This window comes from Klebsiella africana (genome assembly GCF_020526085.1).
GTDB lineage: Bacteria > Pseudomonadota > Gammaproteobacteria > Enterobacterales > Enterobacteriaceae > Klebsiella > Klebsiella africana.
On record NZ_CP084874.1, the window covers coordinates 2,300,541 to 2,320,453 of the forward strand.

A 19,913-nucleotide genomic window follows, 5' to 3' on the forward strand; every position below is an offset into this window, starting at 1 on the left:
GTATTCTGGCTCCCGGCCGCTACGGGCCGGGGAGAAGAGGATCAGGCTGGCATGGATTTACGGATGGCGCTGAGCAGCGTTTGCGTACCCGGGGTTAGCGTCGCATCGACGCGGGTCAGAATGCCGATGGGCTCCCCGGCGCCCTGGGTGGCGATTGGCAGGGCGGTCAGTACGCCCCGGCGAAGATCGTCTTTCACCGCCCCGGAAGGCACGAACCAGACATAGTCAAAATCGACCGTCAACTGCCGTGACAGAGAGGCGGACAGGGTCTCGATGCAGCCGGCGGGTATCTTACAGCCCTGACTCTGCAGGAGCGCTTCAGCATTTTGCCGCGGCACAGTCCCCTTCGGTGAGACCACCACTGGCCAGTCCATTACCCGGCTGAGGGTAACCGTCTCCTGAAGCAGGGGATGTCCCGGGCGAACCACCAGCTTCAGGGATTCAAGGAACAGCAGTTCGTAATGCAGCCCGCTCATCAACTCCGGGTCGGACATACGTCCAATGCCGATATCGATCTCCCCGGATTTTAATCCGGCAAGCAGCATGGTGTTGTTCATAGTGGCGACCTGCAGCGTGATATCTTTTTGCTGCTTGTGGAACTGGCCGATCACCGTCGGCAGGATACCCAGCGCGGCGGTGGGCAGCGCGCCGATGCGCACGATGTCGTTATTCAGACCCTCTTTGCGGTTCAGCGCCTGGCCGGCAGAGTTAAGAGCATCAAGCACCTTAACGGCATGCGTCAGAAACTGTTCCCCAACCAGGGTCAATTGTGCCCCCAGGCGGCCTCGTTCAAACAGCCGGGTACCGGTCAACTGTTCTAATTCGTTGAGCGTTTTCGAAAGTGCTGGCTGGCTCAGATTTAATGTTTCAGCCGCGCGCCCCAGCGTTCCCTGTTGAGCGACGGCCACGAAGGTGTGTAGATGGCGCAATCGAATGCGCTGACTGAAAAGACCATTTTTTTCCATAGTAAGATGATGTTAAAAACACAGCGGTGAAAGAGACAAGCGGCCTTGTTTAAATTTGATAACCAGATAGCAAAATATTATTAACATTTGACCTGGTGACATGACAAGATCTTTCCCTGGGGTTTCAAAACGCCTTCGCCCCGCAGAGACGGGGCGAAGGCGGTGGTTATCACGGCGGCTAAATATCGAAAAAGACGGTTTCGTTCTCGCCCTGCAGATGAATGTCGAAACGATAGACCACTTCGGCTCCGCGGATCTCACGGTCGGCGATCAACGTTTTGCGTCTCACCTCCCATTCGATGAGATTTAGCACCGGGTCGCTGGCGTTGGCCTCGTGTTCATCGGCAAAGTACATCCGGGTGTTCAGTCCGATGTTGATCCCCCGCGCGACGACCCATAAGTTGACGTGCGGCGCCATCAGCCGGCCATCGCGGCCGACCACCGGGCCTGGCTTAATGGTTTCAAAGCGCCAGATGCCGGAGGTGAAATCAGAGCAGGTACGCCCCCAGCCGCGAAAGGCCGGGTCGACGGCTTTCTGCTGTTGACGATCGTCAGGATGGTTATAGCGACCCGCGGCGTTGGCCTGCCAGATCTCCAGCAGCACATCGCGGACCGGCGTCCCGGAGCCGTCGATAACCCGGCCTTCAATGGTAATCCGCTCCCCGGCGGTATCGGCGGTAGCGAGGACCGGGCCAAAGTTTTTCTCAAAAATATGAAAACCCGCGGCGTCCGGCGCCAGACCGATATGGACATAAGGTCCCGCCGTCTGCGAGGCGGTTTCAGGCAGATACTCTTTCATCGGGCGGCCCCCTGAGTGCGATTTTCAAACAGCGTGGCGCGGTGGCCGCGCAGAACAAGGTCGAAGCGGTAGGCCAGACAATCCAGCGGCACGGCGGCGTGCATGTCCAGCTCGGCGATCAGCGTGCGCACGGCGTCGTCATTATTAATGGTTCGGACGATCGGGCACTGTTTAATCAGCGGGTCGCCTTCAAAGTACATCTGGGTGATAAGGCGCTGCGCCCAGGCCTCGCCTGACAGAGAAAAATGGATATGCGCCGGACGCCAGTCGCTGGCCTGGTTGCGCCACGGGTAAGGGCCGGGCTTGATAGTGCGAAAACAGTAATAGCCGTTTTCATCGGTAAGCACCCGGCCGCAGCCACCGAAGTTCGGGTCAATCGGGGCCAGATACTGATCTTTTTTATGTCGGTAGCGGCCGCCGGCATTCGCCTGCCAGACTTCCACCAGCGTATTTTTCATCGGTCGGCCAAAGCCGTCGCGAACATAGCCGTGGACAATGATTCGTTCACCAATCGGCAAGCCCTCTTTGGCGTAGTTAAGGATAAGATCGTTATCCAGAGGGCCCAAGTCGTCGTGGCTGAATACCGGCCCGGTGATCTCTGACAATGAGTTCTGCAGGGAGATCAGGGCGTTTTTCGGGGAGCGCAGGACGCTGGTTTTATAGCCCGGCGCGTAAGCGGGCGGATGACTACTGTAGTCGCGATGGATAACCTCGCGTGGGGACCATTTATCGTTCATCGGGTACTCCGTATAGACGGTAGAGGGGCATGTTGTTGTAATGTCGCCAAAAACAGTGTGTGTAAATGCATTGTTAATTTAAAGTGAAATTACCGGGTGTTTTTCATAACCATGGGTTATGTTTTGAGCAATACCTGGGGCCGGAAGCAGGTTATCGCCATCACAGTTTGTAAATTCTTCCCCCCGCCGGGAGGCAGCTTTCCTACACTCCAGGAAGTATTCACTGGAGGTAACACATCATGGCGAACACCATCACGGCTGATGAGATTCGGGAGCACTTTTCGCAGGCCATGTCGGCCATGTACCAGCAGGAAGTTCCGCAGTACGGGGCGCTGCTGGAGCTGGTGGCTGACGTCAACCTGGCGGTACTGGAAAATAATCCGCAGCTGCATGAACAACTGGCCAATGCTGACGAGCTGGCGCGCTTGAACGTGGAGCGCCACGGCGCGATCCGCGTGGGCACGGCGGAGGAACTGGCGACGCTGCGTCGCATGTTTGCCATCATGGGTATGTATCCCGTGAGTTATTACGACCTCTCGCAGGCCGGTGTGCCGGTTCATTCCACGGCGTTTCGCCCCATCGACGATGCCGCGCTGGCGCGCAATCCGTTTCGGGTTTTCACCTCGCTGCTGCGCCTGGAGTTGATTGAAAATCGCGCCTTACGTGAGCGGGCCGCTACCATCCTCGCGCGGCGCAAAATCTTTACTCCCCGCTGCCTGGCACTGATTGCGCAGCATGAAGCTGAGGGGGAATTCACCTCTGCCGACGCGCGCGAGTTTGTGCAGGAGGCGCTGGAAACCTTTCGCTGGCACCGGCATGCCACCGTCGATGAGGAGACTTACCATGCTTTGCATCGCGAGCACCGCCTGATTGCCGATGTGGTCTGCTTCCCGGGATGCCATATCAATCACCTCACGCCGCGGACGCTGGATATTGATCGCGCCCAGGCCCTGATGCCCGAGTGCGGTATTGAACCCAAAGCGCTAATTGAAGGGCCACCGCGGCGGGAGGTCCCGATCCTCCTGCGGCAGACCAGCTTTAAGGCGCTTGAGGAGCCGGTAATGTTCGCCGGCGAACACAGAGGCACTCACAGCGCCCGCTTTGGCGAAATTGAGCAGCGCGGCATTGCGCTAACGCCAAAAGGACGCGCGCTGTACGACCGGCTGCTGCAGGCGGCAGGGACCGGAAAAGACAATCTCAGCCACCAGCTGCATCTGCAGGAGGTGTTTCGTGAATTTCCCGACAGCGAATTTCTGCTGCGTCAGCAGGGGCTGGCCTGGTTTCGCTACCGCCTGACGCCCGCTGGCGAGGCCCATCGCCAGGCGTTTCGTCCGGGAGACGATCCGCAACCGCTGATTGAGCGCGGGTGGGTGGTCGCCCAGCCGATTATTTATGAAGATTTTTTACCGGTCAGCGCGGCGGGTATTTTTCAGTCTAATCTGGGCAATGAAATTCAGGCGCGCAGCCACGGGAATGCCAGCCGCGAGGTCTTTGAAGCGGCGCTGGGCTGCCCGGTACAGGATGAGTTTGAACTGTACCGGCAGGCGGAGGAACGCAGCAAACGACGTTGCGGTCTGCTGTAAAATCAGTACCCTGCTGGCATCAGCCTTACAGGGAGCAGGTTATGCAACATCCGTCGAAACCGTTGGCGAAAACCCGCCAGGGAAGTCTGGCCGGGCGCGAAGAGCAGGGGATTTATATCTGGCGCGGTATTCCATACGCTGCGCCGCCGGTTGGTCCGTTGCGCTGGCGTGCCCCGCAGCCACCCGCCCGCTGGCAGGGCGTCCGTCAGGCCGACGCTTTTTCAGCTGCCAGCTGGCAGGACATTGACTATTGCCGTGAACTCGGCGGCGGTGATCCCGGCCGTTTCAGTGAAGACTGCTTATACCTCAACGTCTGGGCCCCCGCCAGCGCCGCGCAGCCGCTGCCGGTGATGGTCTGGCTTCACGGCGGCGGGTTTACCATCGGCGCCGGCAGCCTGCCGCCTTACGATGGCAAAGCGCTTGCCAGTCGCGACGTGGTAGTGGTGACGGTTAACTACCGGCTGGGCCACCTCGGCTTTTTTGCCCATCCGGCGCTGGAGGAAGAGGCAGGCGAACGGCTGTACAACTTCGCGTTGCTCGACCAGATTGCCGCCCTGCAGTGGGTTCAGGACAATATCCACGCCTTTGGCGGGGATGCCGCTAACGTCACCCTGTTTGGCGAATCCGCCGGGGCGCGCAGTGTACTGTCGCTGATGGCTTCGCCCAAAGCCAGGGGATTGTTTCATAAAGCGATCATCCAGAGCGGGTATACGTTACCCGACCTGCCGCGGGAGAGGGCGCTGGAGAAAGGCCGCCTGCTGGCGGACCATTTCGCTTTGCCTAATGCCAGCGCGGAACAGCTGCGTGCGATCCCGGCGGAGGCGTTCTGGTCGCTCGCCGCGCCGCTGAATACGGGCCCGGCTCCCATTGCCGGGGACGTGGTCCTCCCGCAGCCGATGCTGGAGACTTTTTTCGCCGGGCGCCAGCACCCGATGCCGGTGATGATCGGCTCCAACAGCGATGAAGCCAGCGTGATGGCGGTGTTTGGCGTCGATATCGCCGGGCAGATCCAGAAGCTGCGCCGCGAGCGCCGTCTGGGGTTGGGGCTTATCAAACTGCTCTATCCCGGTGTGAAAGGCGACGCGGCGTTGGGACGGGAAGTCTGCCGGGATATGGCCTTCACCACTCTTGGCTATGTAGTGATGCAGGCCCAACAGCGTGTCGGCCAGCCGTGCTGGCGTTACTGGTTTGATTATGTCGCGGAGGCGGAGCATGACACCTATCCGCACGGCGCCTGGCATGGCAACGAGGTACCTTACGTATTTGATAACCTACGGCTGACAGAACCCGTCCGGCAGTACGCCAGCGCAGCGGATCTGGCCTTTGCCGCTCAGGTCGCTGACTACTGGGCCCAGTTTGCTCGCGTCGCCAGCGGCGAGCAGGCGCTTTCCGGCGCGGTGCGTTGGCCGGCGTGCTTGCGCGGACGGGATCGTCTGTTGCGCATTGGGTTACATAAACGTGCCGGGTTCAAAGTGGAGAATCGCTTTATGCGCGCGCGGCTGGCGCTGTTTCGTCGGGTGATGAAGCATCACGTGACGCTGGACTAAATGTCGTCATGGCCGGGAAACTATCGCCGCCACCGGCGGGTGGCGGCGTCATGTCACATGACCACTACCGGCTTGATCACCTTGCCGGAGGCTGAATCGGCAAACGCCTGGTTAATCTCGGCCAGCGGATAGCGCTGGATGAGCTTATCAATAGGGAATTTGCCCTGCTTATAAAGCTGAACCAGTAGTGGAATGAAAAGGGCCGGAACGGCATCGCCTTCAATCACCCCGACCAGCGATTTGCCTTCCGCCATCAGGTCGTTCTGCACGTTAAAGGTGATATCGCCGGTAAAGCCCACAATCGCCACCGTGCCTAACGGTTTCACCGCATGCACGGCCTGAAGCACGATGGCCGACACGCCGGTGGTTTCCACCGCATAGTGAGCCCCTTTACCGGTGATCTGTTTGATGCGGGCAACGGCATCTTGTGCTTTGCCGTTGATCTGATGCGTGGCGCCCAGTTCTCCGGCCAGGGCGAGGCGATTGTCATGAATATCCACCGCGATAATTTGCGAGCAGCCGGTTAATTTCGCCGCCATGATCGCACTGAGCCCCACCGCGCCGCAGCCGAACACCACAAGTGACTCCCCCACGACCGGTTTCAGACGGTTAAGCACCGTCCCGCTGCCGGTCTGGATCCCGCAGCCAAGCGGGCCGAGTAGCGTAAGATCAACCTCCGGGTCGACCACGATGGCATTGGTTGCGCGGGTCACCACATACTGGCTGAAGGACGACTGGCCAAAAAACAGGGACAGATCCTGGTCTCCCAGGCGATAAGGGGTTGTGCCATCCTCACGGCGGCCGCCAAAGTTAAGTGGATTAAAGTCTTCGCAGGCGGAAGGATGGTTACTTAAACAATTTTCGCAATGATGACAGGCGGCGTAGCTGAGCACCACATGATCGCCTGCCTTAATGCCGGTGACCGCTTCTCCGATGCTGGCCACAACCCCGGCACCTTCATGACCGAGGATCGCCGGCATGGGCACCACCCCGGGGTTGTCGCGCATCACTGCGTCGGTATGACACACGCCGGTGGCGGCGATTTTGACCAATATCTCATCCTTGCCCGGCCGGGCGACCTCGATGTCTTTAATAACGAAAGGCTGCTGATAGCCCAGCGTGACGGCTGCTTTTACTTGCATAGCATACTCCTGAATGAATTCCCTGGAGAGTGTGAAGGGAACGCCCGGACGGCGCTCCCATGTTGGCCGCTAACCTAAAGAAATTTCGCGGTTATCCATAAAAAGTTAGCACCAGGCGTGGTGGAAATTTACGCGAATTGTGCCTAAAAACAGCACATGGCGGGGAGATATAGATGCGGTAAATATTCAGCGACAGAGAATAGCTATCCGCTCAATAAATCGGCGCGGCAAGCTGCGGGTGTGTTGCCTGCGACCTATTCAGACTCGTAGGGAAAAGTAAAAATACAGGCAGTTCCGCTGGACAGGTCTTTTTTACCCTTTTTTCTGCCGCCAACAATTGGATTATTAATCGTTTTTGTCTAGAGTGGGCGGAATTTATCACGCAGCGTGATGTGGCGTTGCGTATCAATTCACCCGTGCAGAAGGACGCTTTCTCAGGCATGAACCGCAGACGTTTTCTTAAATCTTCCATGGCTGTTGCCGCCGTATGCGGAACGTCAGGAGTCGCTTCCTTGTTCAGTCAGGCCGCTTTTGCCGAAGACGCGGGCATTGCCGACGGGCAAACGCGTCGTTTCGATTACACCGTACTGCAGACTATGGCCCACGATCTGGCGCGCCAGCCATGGGGCGGCGCCCCGCGCGATCTGCCTCCGACGCTGGCCAACCTCACCCCGCAGGCCTATAACAGCATCCAGTACGATGCCAACCACTCGCTGTGGAACAATATCGAAGAACGCAAACTGGACATCCAGTTTTTCCACGTCGGGATGGGGTTCCGTCGCCGCGTGCGGATGTTCTCTTTAGACGCCAATACCCAACAGGCGCGCGAGATCCACTTCCGCCCTGAGCTGTTTAAGTACAATGACGCCGGGGTGGATACCCGTCAGCTGGAAGGGCAGTCTGACCTCGGCTTCGCCGGATTCCGGGTGTTTAAAGCGCCTGAGCTGGCGCGCCGCGATATCGTGGCCTTCCTCGGCGCCAGCTACTTCCGCGCCGTAGACAGCACCTACCAGTACGGCCTGTCGGCTCGTGGGCTGGCGGTGGATACCTTTACCGATTCACCGGAAGAGTTCCCCGATTTCACCTCCTTCTGGTTCGAAACGGTCAAAGGGGATGCGACGGTATTTACCGTTTATGCACTTCTGGACAGCCCGAGCATCACCGGCGCTTACAAGTTCACTATCCACTGCCAGGATACTCAGGTCGTTATGGACGTAGAGAACCATCTCTACGCCCGCAAGGACATCAAACAGCTGGGGATCGCCCCGATGACCAGTATGTTCAGCTGCGGCAACAACGAGCGGCGGATGTGCGATACCATTCACCCGCAGATCCACGACTCCGATCGGCTGTCGATGTGGCTGGGCAATGGCGAATGGGTCTGCCGACCGCTGAATAACCCGCAGAAGCTGCAGTTCAATGCCTTCCAGGATAAGAACCCGCGCGGCTTCGGCCTGCTACAGCTGGACCGCGATTTTTCTCACTACCAGGACGTGATGGGGTGGTATAACAAGCGCCCCAGCCTGTGGGTTGAACCGCGTAATCAGTGGGGCAAAGGGGCGGTCAGCCTGATGGAGATCCCGACCACCGGCGAGACACTGGATAATATCGTCTGCTTCTGGCAACCAGAAAAGGCGGTGAAAGCCGGCGACGAGCTGGACTTCCGCTACCGTCTCTACTGGAGCGCGCAGCCGCCGGTGAGCACCCCGCTGGCGCGGGTTCTCGCCACCCGCACCGGGATGGGCGGCTTCCCGGAAGGCTGGGCGCCGGGCGAGCACTATCCGGATAAGTGGGCGCGCCGTTTTGCCATCGACTTTGTCGGCGGCGATCTGAAGGCTGCCGCGCCGCGCGGTATTGAACCGGTGATCACGCTTTCCAGCGGGGAAGCGAAGCAGATAGAGATCCTCTACGTCGAGCCGTTCGATGGCTACCGGATCCTCTTTGACTGGTATCCAACCTCCGACTCGACCGACCCGGTGGAGATGCGTTTGTTCCTGCGCTGTCAGGGGGCCGCCATCAGCGAAACATGGCTCTATCAGTACTTCCCACCGGCAGCGGATAAACGCAACTACGTTGACGACCGGATCATGAAATAACCCTGAGTTACCCGACGCCCGCAGGCAGTCCCTGCGGGCCTGAAGAGAGCGCTATGACCGCAGATATCCCAGCAGTACCTGAGTCGATCCCGGTGACCGAGGCGCTGACGCTGATTACCATTGATGAGCAGTATGTTAGCGATCTGCACCAGCTGGTGGTCAAAAACCAGCGCTGGTTACAACAGTCGCTCAGTTGGCCCGCCGCGGTTCGCAGCGAAGAGGAAACCCGCCGCCATGTGCAGGGTAACGTGATGCTGCATCAGCGGGATTACGCCAAAATGTTTTTGCTGTTTCTCGATAAGCAGCTAATTGGCGTCCTGTCGTTCAACCAGATTGAACCGCAGAATAAAACGGCCTATATCGGCTACTGGATCGATGAAGAGCACCAGGGGCAGGGTTATCTGTCCCGTTCCCTGCAGGCCTTTATCCACCATTATGCCCGTAGCGGACTGGTGCGCCGGTTTGTGATCAAATGCCGGGTAGCGAATACCCGCAGCAACCAGGTGGCGTTGCGCAATGGATTTGCCCTTGAAGGCTGTCTGAGGCAGGCCGAGTATCTGAACGGCCGCTATGACGATCAGAATATCTATGCGCGCATTATTGACCGCGATGAGGCATTACAGCGCGCCTAACAGCGGTGTCCGGGTGATCTGCTCCTGCGCGCCGAGCGTCTTCGGGCCGCGCAGATGAATGGCTTCGCCTTCGCGCGCGACGATCTGCACGTCGTCGTCTATCGTTACCTGTTGCTCAACGATTACATCGCCGACGATGACTGCCCGGCCCTGGATCAGCACATCGTCGTCGAGCAGAATTGGCCCGCCGCGCAGCTGCGCCTCGCCGCCGACCATCGCCCGATGCTTCAGCAGGCAGTTGCCTTCAATGACCGCATTCTCCGCCACCTGTGAACTGTAGCGCACCGTGGGAATGGCATCTTCTCCGTGACCGGCGATCAGACGCGCGTGACCGTATACCCGGGCGTTATCGCATACCCAGACGTCGTTTTCTTCGTTCCCCTCAAGTCTTGCCTGGTCAAACACCTCCGCCCGATGTTCGACAAACGCATGCTCAACGAAGGCATCGCCGTAGATTTGTGCCTGGTGGAGAATGCGCGAGGCACTCACAGTGGCTCGCTGATAGATCTGCAGCACTTTGTCACGATCGGCGGTCAGGCCGCGGGCGGCAATCACCTGGCAGTGGGGGAGGAGACGCGCTTCGTCGGCAAGGCGGCAATAACCACGCACCTGGCTATGATAAACCGTGACGTTGTCACTTATTTGCGCCTCGTGGCTGATGTGCGAGGCCTCGATACAGGCCTTTCCGCGGAGGGTGGCCCCATGACTGACGACACAGGGGCCGGTGAGCCGGGCATCGTCGAAGATCCGCGCGCCGGCAAAAACCACGCTGTTGGCATCGTAGATCCAGCAGAGACCCTGTTGGCTGAGATCGCTTTCCGTTTCCACCCAGCCGCCTTCGCTGCCCGCTTTGACGTCAGCGAAATCAATAAGCGCCACGATCTGGCGCAGGGTGACGCTTTGTTTGCCATGCTCATCCTGATAACAATACTGCCGGGTCTGTTCGCTGAGACGGTATTTACGCATGGCCGATCCTCATTACTTATGGTTAACATAAACATAGCAAAGTTCGCCGTAGCGTGCGGGATAAGGTTCCTTTAAAATGCAACTTCAAATTAAATTGATATCATCAACAAAATGAAGAATAAGCAAAAGCCACGGCAGGTGCTGAACCTGCCGGCAGGTTATTTTGGCATGGTGCTCGGCACCATCGGAATGGGCTTCGCCTGGCGTTATGCCAGCACCCTCTGGCCGGTGAGTCGCAGCATTGGCGATGGGCTGGTGACGCTGGCGATAGCGATGTGGGCGCTGCTCAGCATGGCGTTTCTCTGCCGGGCGATTCGCTTTCCAGAGAGTGTGCTGCGGGAGATGCGTCATCCGGTCAGCAGCAGCTTTGTCAGCCTGTTTCCGGCCACCACGCTGCTGGTGGCGATCGGGCTGGTGCCGTGGTGCCGGCCGCTGGCGCTGGGGCTGTTTGTACCGGGCGTGACGCTGCAGCTTGCCTATGCCTCCTGGCAAAGTGCCGGACTGTGGCGGGGGATGCATCCTCACGAGGCCACCACGCCGGGGTTGTATCTGCCGACGGTAGCCAATAATTTTATCAGCGCGATGGCCTGTGGTGCGCTGGGGTTTTCCGATGCCGGACTGGTGTTCCTCGGCGCCGGGGTCTTCTCCTGGCTGAGCCTCGAGCCGGCAATTCTCCAGCGTCTGCGCAGCGCGGGCGAGCTACCGACGCCGCTGCGCACCTCGCTGGGGATCCAGCTGGCGCCGGCGCTGGTAGCCTGCAGCGCCTGGCTTAGCGTCAACGGCGGGGAGGCCGATACCTTTGCTAAGCTACTGTTCGGCTATGGCCTGCTACAGCTGCTGTTTATGCTTCGTCTGATGCCCTGGTACCTTCGCCAGCCGTTCAATGCTTCCTTCTGGAGCTTCTCGTTCGGTATTTCCGCGCTGGCCACCACCGGTCTGCATCTCGGCCAGGCCAGGGGAGACGGCTTTTTTCATCATCTGGCGATGCCGCTATTTATTTTTAGTAATCTGGTTGTCGGCCTGCTGCTGCTGCGCACAGCGTTGCTGTTGGTCAGCGGGAAACTGCTGGTAAAAGTCGACCAGGAAACACTCCTGAATAAGAAGGAAGGATCATGACAATACGTGACGCGGATTATTTTAGTGAAAAATATGGCCTGACCCGCACCCACTCCGAGGTGCTACATGCCGCGACGATTGTGCCGCCGGGGCGGGCGTTGGATCTGGGCTGCGGCAACGGGCGTAACAGTCTTTATCTGGCGGCCAACGGCTTCGCGGTGACGGCATGGGATAAAAATCCCATGAGCGTCAACAATCTGGAGAGCATTCGTGCCGCCGAGCGACTGGATAACCTGCGCACTGCGGTGAAAGACCTCAACAGCCTGCGCTTTGACGGCGAGTATGACCTGATCCTTTCTACCGTGGTGATGATGTTTCTTGAGGCCGGCACTATCCCGGGACTCATCGACAATATGCAGCGTTGCACCGCCGCCGGGGGGTATAACCTGATTGTCGCGGCGATGGACACCGAAGATTATCCCTGCACCGTCGGCTTCCCGTTTGCCTTTAAACCTGGCGAGCTGCGCGACTATTACCAGGGCTGGGAGCTGCTGAAATACAATGAAGACGTCGGAGAACTGCATCGCACCGACGCCAACGGCAACCGCATCAAACTGCGCTTCGCTACGCTTCTGGCGCGCAAGTCAGTCTAATCTCTTCGACGCAGGGAATACATCAGGTTACCTGCGTCGCTTGTCCGCCAATAAAACACGACAGCGCTGAGTAAAAAACAGCCTATCGGCAGAGAGAAAATGCAGGCCAATTCCATTTTTAAGTGATTATTTAATAACGTAATGTTCAGGCCACCAATATTTATAAATCTTCCTTGACGAAGCCCTTTTTTTGTCACAAAACTAGTGGGTCCTATTTGCTATAACGTCTGCCGAAAAAAAACTGCATTTACAGGGATCTCTCTATGCGTACTCGCGTTTTACTGAAAGTCGCCGCTCTGGCGGGGATGTTAGCGTTGACTGGCTGTGCGTCGAAACTGGCGCAACCGAATCAATATTCGGGCTTCTTAAAAGATTATTCCAACCTGAAAGAAACCACTACCGCTTCCGGCAAGTCGGAGCTGCGTTGGATCGATCCAAATTACAATCAGGCTAACTACGATAACGTTGTTTACCATCCGGTGACCTACTATCCGGTACCGAAGCCGACCACCCAGGTAGGGGAGAAGGCGCTGCAGGATATTCTTAATTACACCAACAAAGAGCTGAAACAGGCTATTTCCGAGCGTAAACCGCTGGCCACCACTGCTGGCAAGCGGAGCCTCATTTTCCGCGGGGCAATTACCGGGGTGGACTCCAGCAAAGAAGGGCTGCAGTTCTATGAAGTGATCCCGGTAGCGATGATCGTTGCCGGTACCCAGGCTGCGACCGGCCATCGCACCATGGACACCGACCTCTATTTTGAAGCCGAACTGATCGACGCCAGCACCAACAAGCCGGTAATCAAGGTCGTTCGTAAAGGGGAAGGAAAGACCCTGGCCAACGAAAACACGCCGCTGACCATTGAAACCATGAAGCAGGTTATCGATGATATGGCGGTCGATGCGGTGAAATTCGACCCTTCTCAGCATTAATGGCTATAGCGCCGTCATCCGACGGCGCTGTTCTTCAGCCCGCCGCTTCAGGCCAGCTTCCGACGCAGTAATAGCTGTTCAGGTCTGGCAAACATCACCAGGTTACCCAGCAGGATCAACGCCAGTCCGATCACGGCATTGCTGTGCCAGACATATCCCTCGTAGACGGTGGAAATAGACAGCGCGACCAGTGGAAACAGCAGCGTACTATAGGCGGCTTTACTGGCGCCGATGCGCCCCACCAGGGTGAAATAAGCCCCGAAGGCGATCACCGAGCCGAACAGCGCCAGATATAGCAGGGCGCCCAGATAGCTGACGGTCCATTCTGGCATAAAGTTATCGCCGCGCAGTAGAGCGATCGCTCCCATCACCAGCGTGCCGTACAGCATTGCCCAGCTGTTGGTGGTCAGCGTTTCCAGCCCGCGGCGCTGGTGGCGAATACTGAACATATTGCCCAGCGAAAAACCATAAGTGCCCAGGGCGCTCAGACCGATCCCCCACAGTAGCGAGGCGTTTAGTCCGTTGGCCAGCAGGTCGTCCCAAAACAGGATGACGATACCGGCGAGACCCAGCGCGGCGGCGGCCCAGAAGCGGCCCGGCGGTTGCTGGCGGAAAAAGAGAAAGCTGTTGATGGCGTTAAACAGCACGGCCATCGAAAAGATCACTGATTCCAGCCCGGTGTTGATCCAGGCGGCGGCGGTATAAAAGCACCAGAAATTAAAGCAAAAGACGCAGCAGCCCTGCAGCAGGCAGCACAGATGGTCTTTCGCGCGCAGCGGCCGCAGGCGTCGTGTGACGAACAGAATCGTCAGCATCGTCACGCTGGCTACGGCGAAACGCCAGAAAATCGATACCGGTGCCGCCACCGGCCCCTGCTGTAAAAAAATCGCAATCCACGTTGTACCCCAGATGACGACAACGAGTGCATAGAGTAATGCGTTCACTCTGGTTCTCCTTAGCCTTGTTGAAGGAGGCAGTATGCTGCCTGTCGTCACCCGCGGCTTTCACCGTTTTGTTGTCGGCTTGCAAATTCTTGCGCTTATTTGTCACAAGGGCATGCTGAAGACTGGAAACCGCGCCACAGTCTCCCTAGACTAAGGCTTTTACAGACAATGTGTGAAGACGATGGGTTACGGGACATTTGAAACATTACGGCGACAGAACGCGGTGCTGAAGGGAACCGTCGAGCTGAATTCCGGTATTCAACTGGCCGCCTGGTATAACCACTGCGATACCATAACGGTACGCAGCGATCATCATACGTTGAGTCTGTACGTGGCCGATGGCTACGAAAGCTATCAAAAAACCCCGCACGGCTGGAAAAATGGCGGCGGCCCGGATCGTTTTTGTCTGATGCCGAAAGGCGATGAAAGCGTCTGGGATATCCGCGGCGATCTGTCGTTTGTGCATCTCTACTGTACCGATGAGCATCTGCGTCGCGTCGGCGAAGAGGTGTGGGACCGCAGTCCGGCGAACTTCACCCTGCAGGAAAAGACCTTCGCCAGCGATGATAAAATCACCGCGGTATATCGTCAGTTTTTGCTGGCTAACGACTGGCGGCAGCCGGCGAACCAGCTGACCCTCAGCGCCGCCAGCAGCTTACTGCTCACCCATCTGATCCAGCACTATTCCACCGTGCAGTGGCGTTTGCCGACGGTCACCGGAGGGCTGGCGCCAGGCGTAAAGCGTCACGTGCTGGCGTGGATCGACGCTCATCTCGATCACCCTTTAACCCTGGCCGACCTGGCGCAGCAGGCGGGACTGAGTGAGTTTCATTTTGCGCGAATGTTCCGTCAGTCGCTGAATATGGCCCCGCATCAGTATGTCATGCAGCAGCGAATGGCGAAGGCGCAAAACCTGATCTGTCATAGCACGCTGCCGTTAACCGATATTGCGCTAGCCTGCGGTTTCAGCTCTGCCAGCCATTTCAGTCACCGGGTCAAAGCCGCCACCGGCCTGACGCCGTCCCAGCTACGAGCGGCGCAGCGCGGATAACACGCCGTAGCTCGCCCCACCCAACACCACACCCCAGAAGGCTGAGCCAATTCCCGCCAGCGACACGCCGCTGGCGGTTACCAGAAAGGTCAGCACCGCCGCGTCGCGTTCACTGGCCTGATGCACCGCCTGAAACAGGCTGCCGCCGATGGTGCCGAGCAGCGCTAGTCCCGCCAGCATCTGGATCCACGCCGTCGGCAGGGCTGACATCAGGGCAGTGATCGACCCGCCAAAAAGCCCGGCCAGCAGATAAAAAACGCCCGCCGCCATTGCCGCCAGCCAGCGCTGGTTAGGATCCGGGTGCGCTTCCGGGCTCTGGCAAATGGCGGCAGTGATGGCCGCGATACAGATGGAATAGACCCCGAAAGGAGCCAGCAATAGCGCCAGCCCTCCGCAGGCGACGATTAGCGTCGACACCGGTACGGTATAGCCCGCTGCCTGCAGGGTGGCGAACCCGGGGGCGTTCTGAGAGGCCATGGTAACGAGGAAAAACGGCAGGCCGACGCTGAGCAGCAGCGATGGCGTAAACTGCGGGGCGATCCATTCCGGCGCCACCCACGTCAGCGGTACGGCGGTGCTGGCGACGTCCCCGGATGCCGCCGCGATCAGCGCCCCGACGACCAGCGCGGCCACCACCGCGAAGCGGGGCCATAGTGCTTTACAGAGAAGCCAGGCGGCGAGCATGCCGCCGCACAGCAGCAGATGATCCTGCAAACCGGCGAAGGCCTGCAAACCAAACCGCAGCAGAATGCCGGCCAGCATCGCGGCGGCCAGCGAATGGGGAATGATCTTCATCAGCCGGGCAAACAGGCCCGTCACGCCGCAGAGGACGATCAGCGCGTTAGCGAAGATAAACACCCCCACGGCTTCAGCAAGGGTAACGCCTTGCAGGCCGCTGACCAGCAGCGCTGCGCCCGGCGTTGACCAGGCGGTGAGCACAGGCACTTTACGCCAGCCGCTCAGGACGAGGGTGCTAATCCCCATGGCGAGACCCAGCGCCGTCATCCAGCCGGCGATCTGCCCGGGCGTAGCGCCGGCCGCGGCGGCGGCCTGCCAAATGATGGCGGCGGAGCTGGCATAACCCACCAGCACGGCGACGAAGCCGGCAAACAGGGTAGGAAGCGGAACAGTAAAGGCGCGCATAGTATTCTCTTGTGCGTTATAACGTCCAATCAATCTATCATTGTGCGCTATAACGCACAAGGTGAAGGTGAGATCGCAGATAGCCGACAAGTATTCTCGGCCGCAACGGCCAGGGAAGCCGCTAAACGCCCTGTAGAATCAGGCAAATGCGGGTATACTTTGGTCAGCATAATCAGGAGGTAGGATGAATATTGCGCAACATCTGGCGGCAACGCTCAAAACCCTGCGCCAGCAGCGCGGCTGGAGTCTTTCCCGTCTGGCGGAAGAGACCGGGGTGTCGAAAGCTATGCTCGGGCAGATTGAGCGTAATGAATCGAGCCCGACGGTGGCGACGCTGTGGAAGATTGCCACCGGGCTGAACGTGCCGTTTTCGGCGTTTATTGTGCCTGACGCCAGCGCTGCGCCCGCCGCGTTTGATCCGCAGCAGCAGGCGATGGTGGTGACCCCGGTTTTTCCATGGGACCCGGAGCTGCGCTTTGATCATTTCTCAATAACACTCGCCCCCGGGGCGCTGAGCGAATCGACGCCGCATGAGAAAGGGGTGATTGAACATGTGGTGGTGATTAGCGGCACCCTCGAGCTCTGTTTGCAGGGGGAGTGGCATTTACTGCAGGCAGGTGAGGGACGGCGCTTCGCCGGCGATGCGGCCCACGCGTATCGTAACCGCGGCGTTCAGGCGGCCCATTTCCATTCTCTTATCCATTATCCAAAAGAAAAAACCGCGGGCGGACCCGCGGCCAGACAAGATGACTGATGATAACCACTCACAACGTGACGAGGAAAATCCGGAATACGTGAAGACAGTACTCTGTGCCGTTAATTGAGGGAAATATCTTTTCCTTCAATACTTTGCTGAAAAGTGAAAATTCGTCGTCACGCGACGGCGGAAAAGGTTTTCGTCTGTGCCCGGTTCTGACTACAATAGCCGCCATTTCGACCCCCTTATACTGGATAACAACACGCGTATGCGCCTGCACAATCATCGTCTTGAACTTCTTAGTCCTGCCCGCGACGCCGGTATCGCTCGCGAAGCGATCCTCCACGGCGCCGATGCCGTTTACATTGGTGGGCCCGGCTTTGGCGCCCGCCATAATGCCAGCAACAGTCTGAGCGATATCGCCGGGCTGGTGCCTTTCGCTCATCGTTATGGCGCGAAGGTCTTTGTGACGCTGAACACCATTCTGCATGACGATGAACTGGCGCCGGCGCAGCGGCTGATTACCGATCTTTATGAGGCGGGTGTTGACGCGCTGATTGTGCAGGATATGGGGATCATGGAGCTGGACCTGCCGCCGATTGAGCTGCATGCCAGCACCCAGTGCGATATTCGCAGTGTGGAAAAAGCGAAATTTCTCTCTGACGCGGGTTTCAGCCAGATCGTACTGGCACGCGAACTGAACCTTAGCCAGATCAAAGCCATTTACGACCACACCGACGCTACCATCGAATTTTTTATCCATGGCGCCTTGTGCGTCGCTTATTCTGGCCAGTGCTACATTTCTCACGCCCAGACCGGACGCAGCGCCAACCGTGGCGACTGCTCGCAGGCCTGCCGCCTGCCGTATACCCTGAAGGACGATCAGGGGCGGGTAGTAGCTTATGAAAAACACCTCCTGTCGATGAAAGACAACGACCAGACCGCCAACCTGGCAGCGCTGATCGATGCCGGCGTTCGCTCCTTCAAAATTGAAGGTCGTTACAAAGACATGAGCTACGTGAAAAACATCACCGCCCACTACCGGCAGATGCTGGATGCCATTATCGACGATCGTGGCGACCTGGCGCGCGCCTCGGCCGGACGCACCGAGCACTTCTTTATTCCGTCCACCGATAAAACCTTCCATCGCGGCAGCACCGACTACTTTGTTAATGCCCGCAAAGGGGATATCGGCGCGTTTGATTCGCCAAAATTTATCGGCCTGCCGGTGGGAGAAGTGCTGAAGGTGGGTAAAGATCATCTCGACGTTGAGGTCAGCGAACCGCTAACGAACGGCGACGGTCTCAACGTGATGATTAAGCGTGAAGTGGTGGGCTTTCGCGCCAATACCGTGGAAAAAACCGGAGAAAATCGTTATCGGGTGTGGCCGAACGAGATGCCGGCGGATCTGCATAAAGTGCGCCCGCATCAGGCGCTCAACCGCAACCTTGATCATAACTGGCAGCAGGCGCTGCTAAAGACCTCCAGTGAACGCCGCATCGCGGTAGACGTGACGTTGAGCGGCTGGCAGGAACAGCTGGTGCTGACCATGACCTGTGAAGATGGCGTCAGCGTGACCCATACTCTCGATGGCGATTTCGCCGAGGCCAACCAGGCGGAAAAGGCGCTGGCTAACCTGCGTGACGGTGTCACTAAACTGGGGCAAACCATCTACTATGCGCGCGATGTACAGGTTAATCTGCCGCCGCTGTTTGTTCCCAACAGCCTGCTCAACCAGCTGCGTCGGGAAACTGCCGAGATGCTGGATGACGCGCGCCTCAACGCCTGGCAGCGCGGCACCCGCAAACCCGTCTCCGTTCCGCCGCCGGTCTATCCGGAGACCCATCTCTCCTTCCTCGCCAACGTCTATAACCATAAGGCGCGGGCCTTTTACCAGCGCTATGGCGTGCAGCTGATTGACGCCGCCTATGAGGCGCACGAAGAGAAGGGCGATGTGCCGGTGATGATCACCAAACACTGCCTGCGATTTGCCTTTAACCTCTGTCCGAAACAGGCCAAAGGCTCCATCAAGAGCTGGAAAGCCACGCCGATGCAGCTGATCCATGGCGATGAAGTGCTGACCCTGAAATTTGACTGCCGGCCGTGCGAAATGCACGTGGTGGGCAAGATTAAAAATCATATCCTGAAAATGCCGCATCCGGGGAGCATTGTGGCTTCCGTCAGCCCGGACGAGCTGCTGAAAACCCTGCCTAAACGCAAAGGCGCCTGATTCGACGCTACAGGCTTAAGGGCGCCTGCGGCTTGCGGGCGTTCTGCCAGAGATGATGCTCACGCAGTTCGGCGGCAACCTCTTCACACCGGCTGCGCAGCTCATCGCTATCCGCCTCGTGCAGCAGCTGCTGTTCGAGGCTTTGCAGCGGAAAGTAATCGTGTCCCTGGCGGTGAGCCAGCAGATGTCCTGAAAAAAGCGCACACAGCAACAGCAGGGCGCTTATGCTTCTCCTCAACATACCTTTTCTCTGCGAATCAAAAACGTAGGCCTACTATGCCTGGCGGAGCGCAGGTTTATTTGTGGTTAATTCAAAGAAGGGCAAGCGTTTGTCAATGGGGACTGAAGGAGGGCGAAAAAAAAGCCTGGCGCAGAGGGCCAGGCCAGAGGGATCACGCTTTCGGCGGCAGCGGTTTCCCGTTGTGCTCGCCACCTTTGGGCGGCTGCTTGCCGTCATGCGGCGGTTGTTTACCATCGTGTTGCGGCTGTTTACCGTCGTGCGGCGGTTGTTTACCATCGTGTTGTGGCTGTTTACCGTTATGCGGTGGTTGTTTGCCGTTGTGCTGACCGTCCTTCGCCGGTGGCTGCCCCTGGTGCTGTGCGCCCTGGCCGTCATGCTGTGCCCCTTTTTCCGGCGGCGGCGGCGGGTTATCTGCAGCAAAAGCCCATGACGATAATCCCAGCGTCATTACGGCGGAGAGAAAAGCTAACTTCTTCATAGCAATATCCTTTCTTCTAAT

Annotated in this window: 20 protein-coding genes; 10 read left to right on the forward strand and 10 right to left on the reverse strand. The window is 58.3% G+C overall.

Annotated elements, in window-relative coordinates; genetic code table 11:
* Positions 1-41: 41 nt before the first annotated feature.
* The 3 genes from LGL98_RS11220 to pcaH form a co-directional block, all read right to left on the reverse strand.
* Positions 42-965: a LysR substrate-binding domain-containing protein gene (locus tag LGL98_RS11220; protein WP_136032622.1), complete on the reverse strand. Its 924-nt coding sequence runs from the start codon at positions 963-965 to the stop codon at positions 42-44.
* Positions 966-1,143: 178 nt separating this feature from the next.
* Positions 1,144-1,764, reverse strand: a complete 621-nt coding sequence (gene pcaG / locus LGL98_RS11225; RefSeq protein ID WP_136032624.1) for a protocatechuate 3,4-dioxygenase subunit alpha — start codon at positions 1,762-1,764, stop codon at positions 1,144-1,146.
* Positions 1,761-2,501 (reverse strand): protocatechuate 3,4-dioxygenase subunit beta, encoded by a 741-nt coding sequence (gene pcaH / locus LGL98_RS11230; RefSeq protein ID WP_136032626.1) that lies wholly within the window; start codon positions 2,499-2,501, stop codon positions 1,761-1,763. Before pcaH ends, pcaG begins: the two co-directional genes overlap by 4 nt.
* 239 nt (positions 2,502-2,740) lie before the next feature.
* Between pcaH and hglS the strand changes: the two genes are divergently transcribed.
* Both hglS and LGL98_RS11240 read left to right on the forward strand, forming a co-directional pair.
* Entirely contained in the window at positions 2,741-4,084 is a 1,344-nt protein-coding gene (gene hglS, locus LGL98_RS11235) for a 2-oxoadipate dioxygenase/decarboxylase HglS (protein WP_136032627.1), read from the forward strand.
* 41 nt (positions 4,085-4,125) lie between these two features.
* Positions 4,126-5,631, forward strand: coding sequence for a carboxylesterase/lipase family protein (locus tag LGL98_RS11240; protein ID WP_136032629.1), 1,506 nt, complete (start codon positions 4,126-4,128; stop codon positions 5,629-5,631).
* 53 nt (positions 5,632-5,684) lie between these two features.
* Here LGL98_RS11240 and LGL98_RS11245 read toward each other — a convergent pair whose 3' ends face one another.
* Positions 5,685-6,773 carry an NAD(P)-dependent alcohol dehydrogenase gene (locus tag LGL98_RS11245; protein WP_136032631.1) on the reverse strand — a complete coding sequence of 363 codons (1,089 nt, stop codon included), beginning with the start codon at positions 6,771-6,773 and terminating at the stop codon, positions 5,685-5,687.
* Positions 6,774-7,213: 440 nt separating this feature from the next.
* Between LGL98_RS11245 and LGL98_RS11250 the strand changes: the two genes are divergently transcribed.
* Complete coding sequence (locus tag LGL98_RS11250; protein WP_136032634.1) at positions 7,214-8,869, forward strand: glucan biosynthesis protein D; 1,656 nt, start codon at positions 7,214-7,216, stop codon at positions 8,867-8,869.
* Between the two features lie 53 nt (positions 8,870-8,922).
* Positions 8,923-9,501: a 50S ribosomal protein L7/L12-serine acetyltransferase gene (gene rimL / locus LGL98_RS11255; RefSeq protein ID WP_136032636.1), complete on the forward strand. Its 579-nt coding sequence runs from the start codon at positions 8,923-8,925 to the stop codon at positions 9,499-9,501.
* On the opposite strand, the gene ydcK is transcribed toward rimL, so the two are convergent.
* Positions 9,487-10,467 carry a YdcK family protein gene (ydcK, locus tag LGL98_RS11260; RefSeq protein ID WP_136032638.1) on the reverse strand — a complete coding sequence of 327 codons (981 nt, stop codon included), beginning with the start codon at positions 10,465-10,467 and terminating at the stop codon, positions 9,487-9,489. The genes rimL and ydcK overlap by 15 nt on opposite strands.
* Before the next feature lie 111 nt (positions 10,468-10,578).
* Between ydcK and tehA the strand changes: the two genes are divergently transcribed.
* The 3 genes from tehA to LGL98_RS11275 all read left to right on the forward strand — a co-directional run bounded on the left by tehA (position 10,579) and on the right by LGL98_RS11275 (position 13,108).
* Complete coding sequence (gene tehA, locus LGL98_RS11265) at positions 10,579-11,583, forward strand: dicarboxylate transporter/tellurite-resistance protein TehA (protein WP_136032640.1); 1,005 nt, start codon at positions 10,579-10,581, stop codon at positions 11,581-11,583.
* Positions 11,580-12,176: a tellurite resistance methyltransferase TehB gene (gene tehB, locus LGL98_RS11270; RefSeq protein WP_136032642.1), complete on the forward strand. Its 597-nt coding sequence runs from the start codon at positions 11,580-11,582 to the stop codon at positions 12,174-12,176. Before tehA ends, tehB begins: the two co-directional genes overlap by 4 nt.
* Positions 12,177-12,439: 263 nt before the next feature.
* Positions 12,440-13,108: a DUF3313 domain-containing protein gene (locus tag LGL98_RS11275; protein WP_136032644.1), complete on the forward strand. Its 669-nt coding sequence runs from the start codon at positions 12,440-12,442 to the stop codon at positions 13,106-13,108.
* 47 nt (positions 13,109-13,155) lie between these two features.
* Here the strand turns inward: LGL98_RS11275 and LGL98_RS11280 are convergent, their stop codons facing one another.
* Positions 13,156-14,052: a DMT family transporter gene (locus tag LGL98_RS11280; protein ID WP_136032645.1), complete on the reverse strand. Its 897-nt coding sequence runs from the start codon at positions 14,050-14,052 to the stop codon at positions 13,156-13,158.
* A 181-nt stretch (positions 14,053-14,233) separates the two neighbouring features.
* Between LGL98_RS11280 and LGL98_RS11285 the strand changes: the two genes are divergently transcribed.
* The gene (locus tag LGL98_RS11285) at positions 14,234-15,103 is read left to right on the forward strand and encodes an AraC family transcriptional regulator (RefSeq protein WP_136032647.1); all 870 of its coding nucleotides are present in this window, start codon (positions 14,234-14,236) and stop codon (positions 15,101-15,103) included.
* Here the strand turns inward: LGL98_RS11285 and LGL98_RS11290 are convergent.
* On the reverse strand, positions 15,080-16,246 hold the full coding sequence (locus tag LGL98_RS11290) for a benzoate/H(+) symporter BenE family transporter (protein ID WP_136032649.1): 1,167 nt from the start codon (positions 16,244-16,246) through the stop codon (positions 15,080-15,082). The two genes, LGL98_RS11285 and LGL98_RS11290, sit on opposite strands and share 24 nt — an antisense overlap.
* Before the next feature lie 184 nt (positions 16,247-16,430).
* Here LGL98_RS11290 and LGL98_RS11295 point away from each other — a divergent pair, with 184 nt between their 5' ends.
* Positions 16,431-17,000 carry a helix-turn-helix domain-containing protein gene (locus tag LGL98_RS11295; protein ID WP_136032651.1) on the forward strand — a complete coding sequence of 190 codons (570 nt, stop codon included), beginning with the start codon at positions 16,431-16,433 and terminating at the stop codon, positions 16,998-17,000.
* A 10-nt stretch (positions 17,001-17,010) separates the two neighbouring features.
* On the opposite strand, the gene LGL98_RS11300 is transcribed toward LGL98_RS11295, so the two are convergent.
* Positions 17,011-17,178 (reverse strand): hypothetical protein, encoded by a 168-nt coding sequence (locus LGL98_RS11300; protein ID WP_168435333.1) that lies wholly within the window; start codon positions 17,176-17,178, stop codon positions 17,011-17,013.
* A 33-nt stretch (positions 17,179-17,211) separates the two neighbouring features.
* Here LGL98_RS11300 and LGL98_RS11305 point away from each other — a divergent pair, with 33 nt between their 5' ends.
* Positions 17,212-19,173 (forward strand): peptidase U32 family protein, encoded by a 1,962-nt coding sequence (locus LGL98_RS11305; RefSeq protein WP_136032655.1) that lies wholly within the window; start codon positions 17,212-17,214, stop codon positions 19,171-19,173.
* Between the two features lie 7 nt (positions 19,174-19,180).
* Here the strand turns inward: LGL98_RS11305 and LGL98_RS11310 are convergent, their stop codons facing one another.
* Together LGL98_RS11310 and LGL98_RS11315 are read right to left on the reverse strand one after the other, a co-directional pair.
* Complete coding sequence (locus LGL98_RS11310; RefSeq protein ID WP_136032657.1) at positions 19,181-19,414, reverse strand: DUF2554 family protein; 234 nt, start codon at positions 19,412-19,414, stop codon at positions 19,181-19,183.
* A 151-nt stretch (positions 19,415-19,565) separates the two neighbouring features.
* Positions 19,566-19,892 (reverse strand): hypothetical protein, encoded by a 327-nt coding sequence (locus tag LGL98_RS11315; protein WP_136032659.1) that lies wholly within the window; start codon positions 19,890-19,892, stop codon positions 19,566-19,568.
* Positions 19,893-19,913 lie beyond the last annotated feature (21 nt).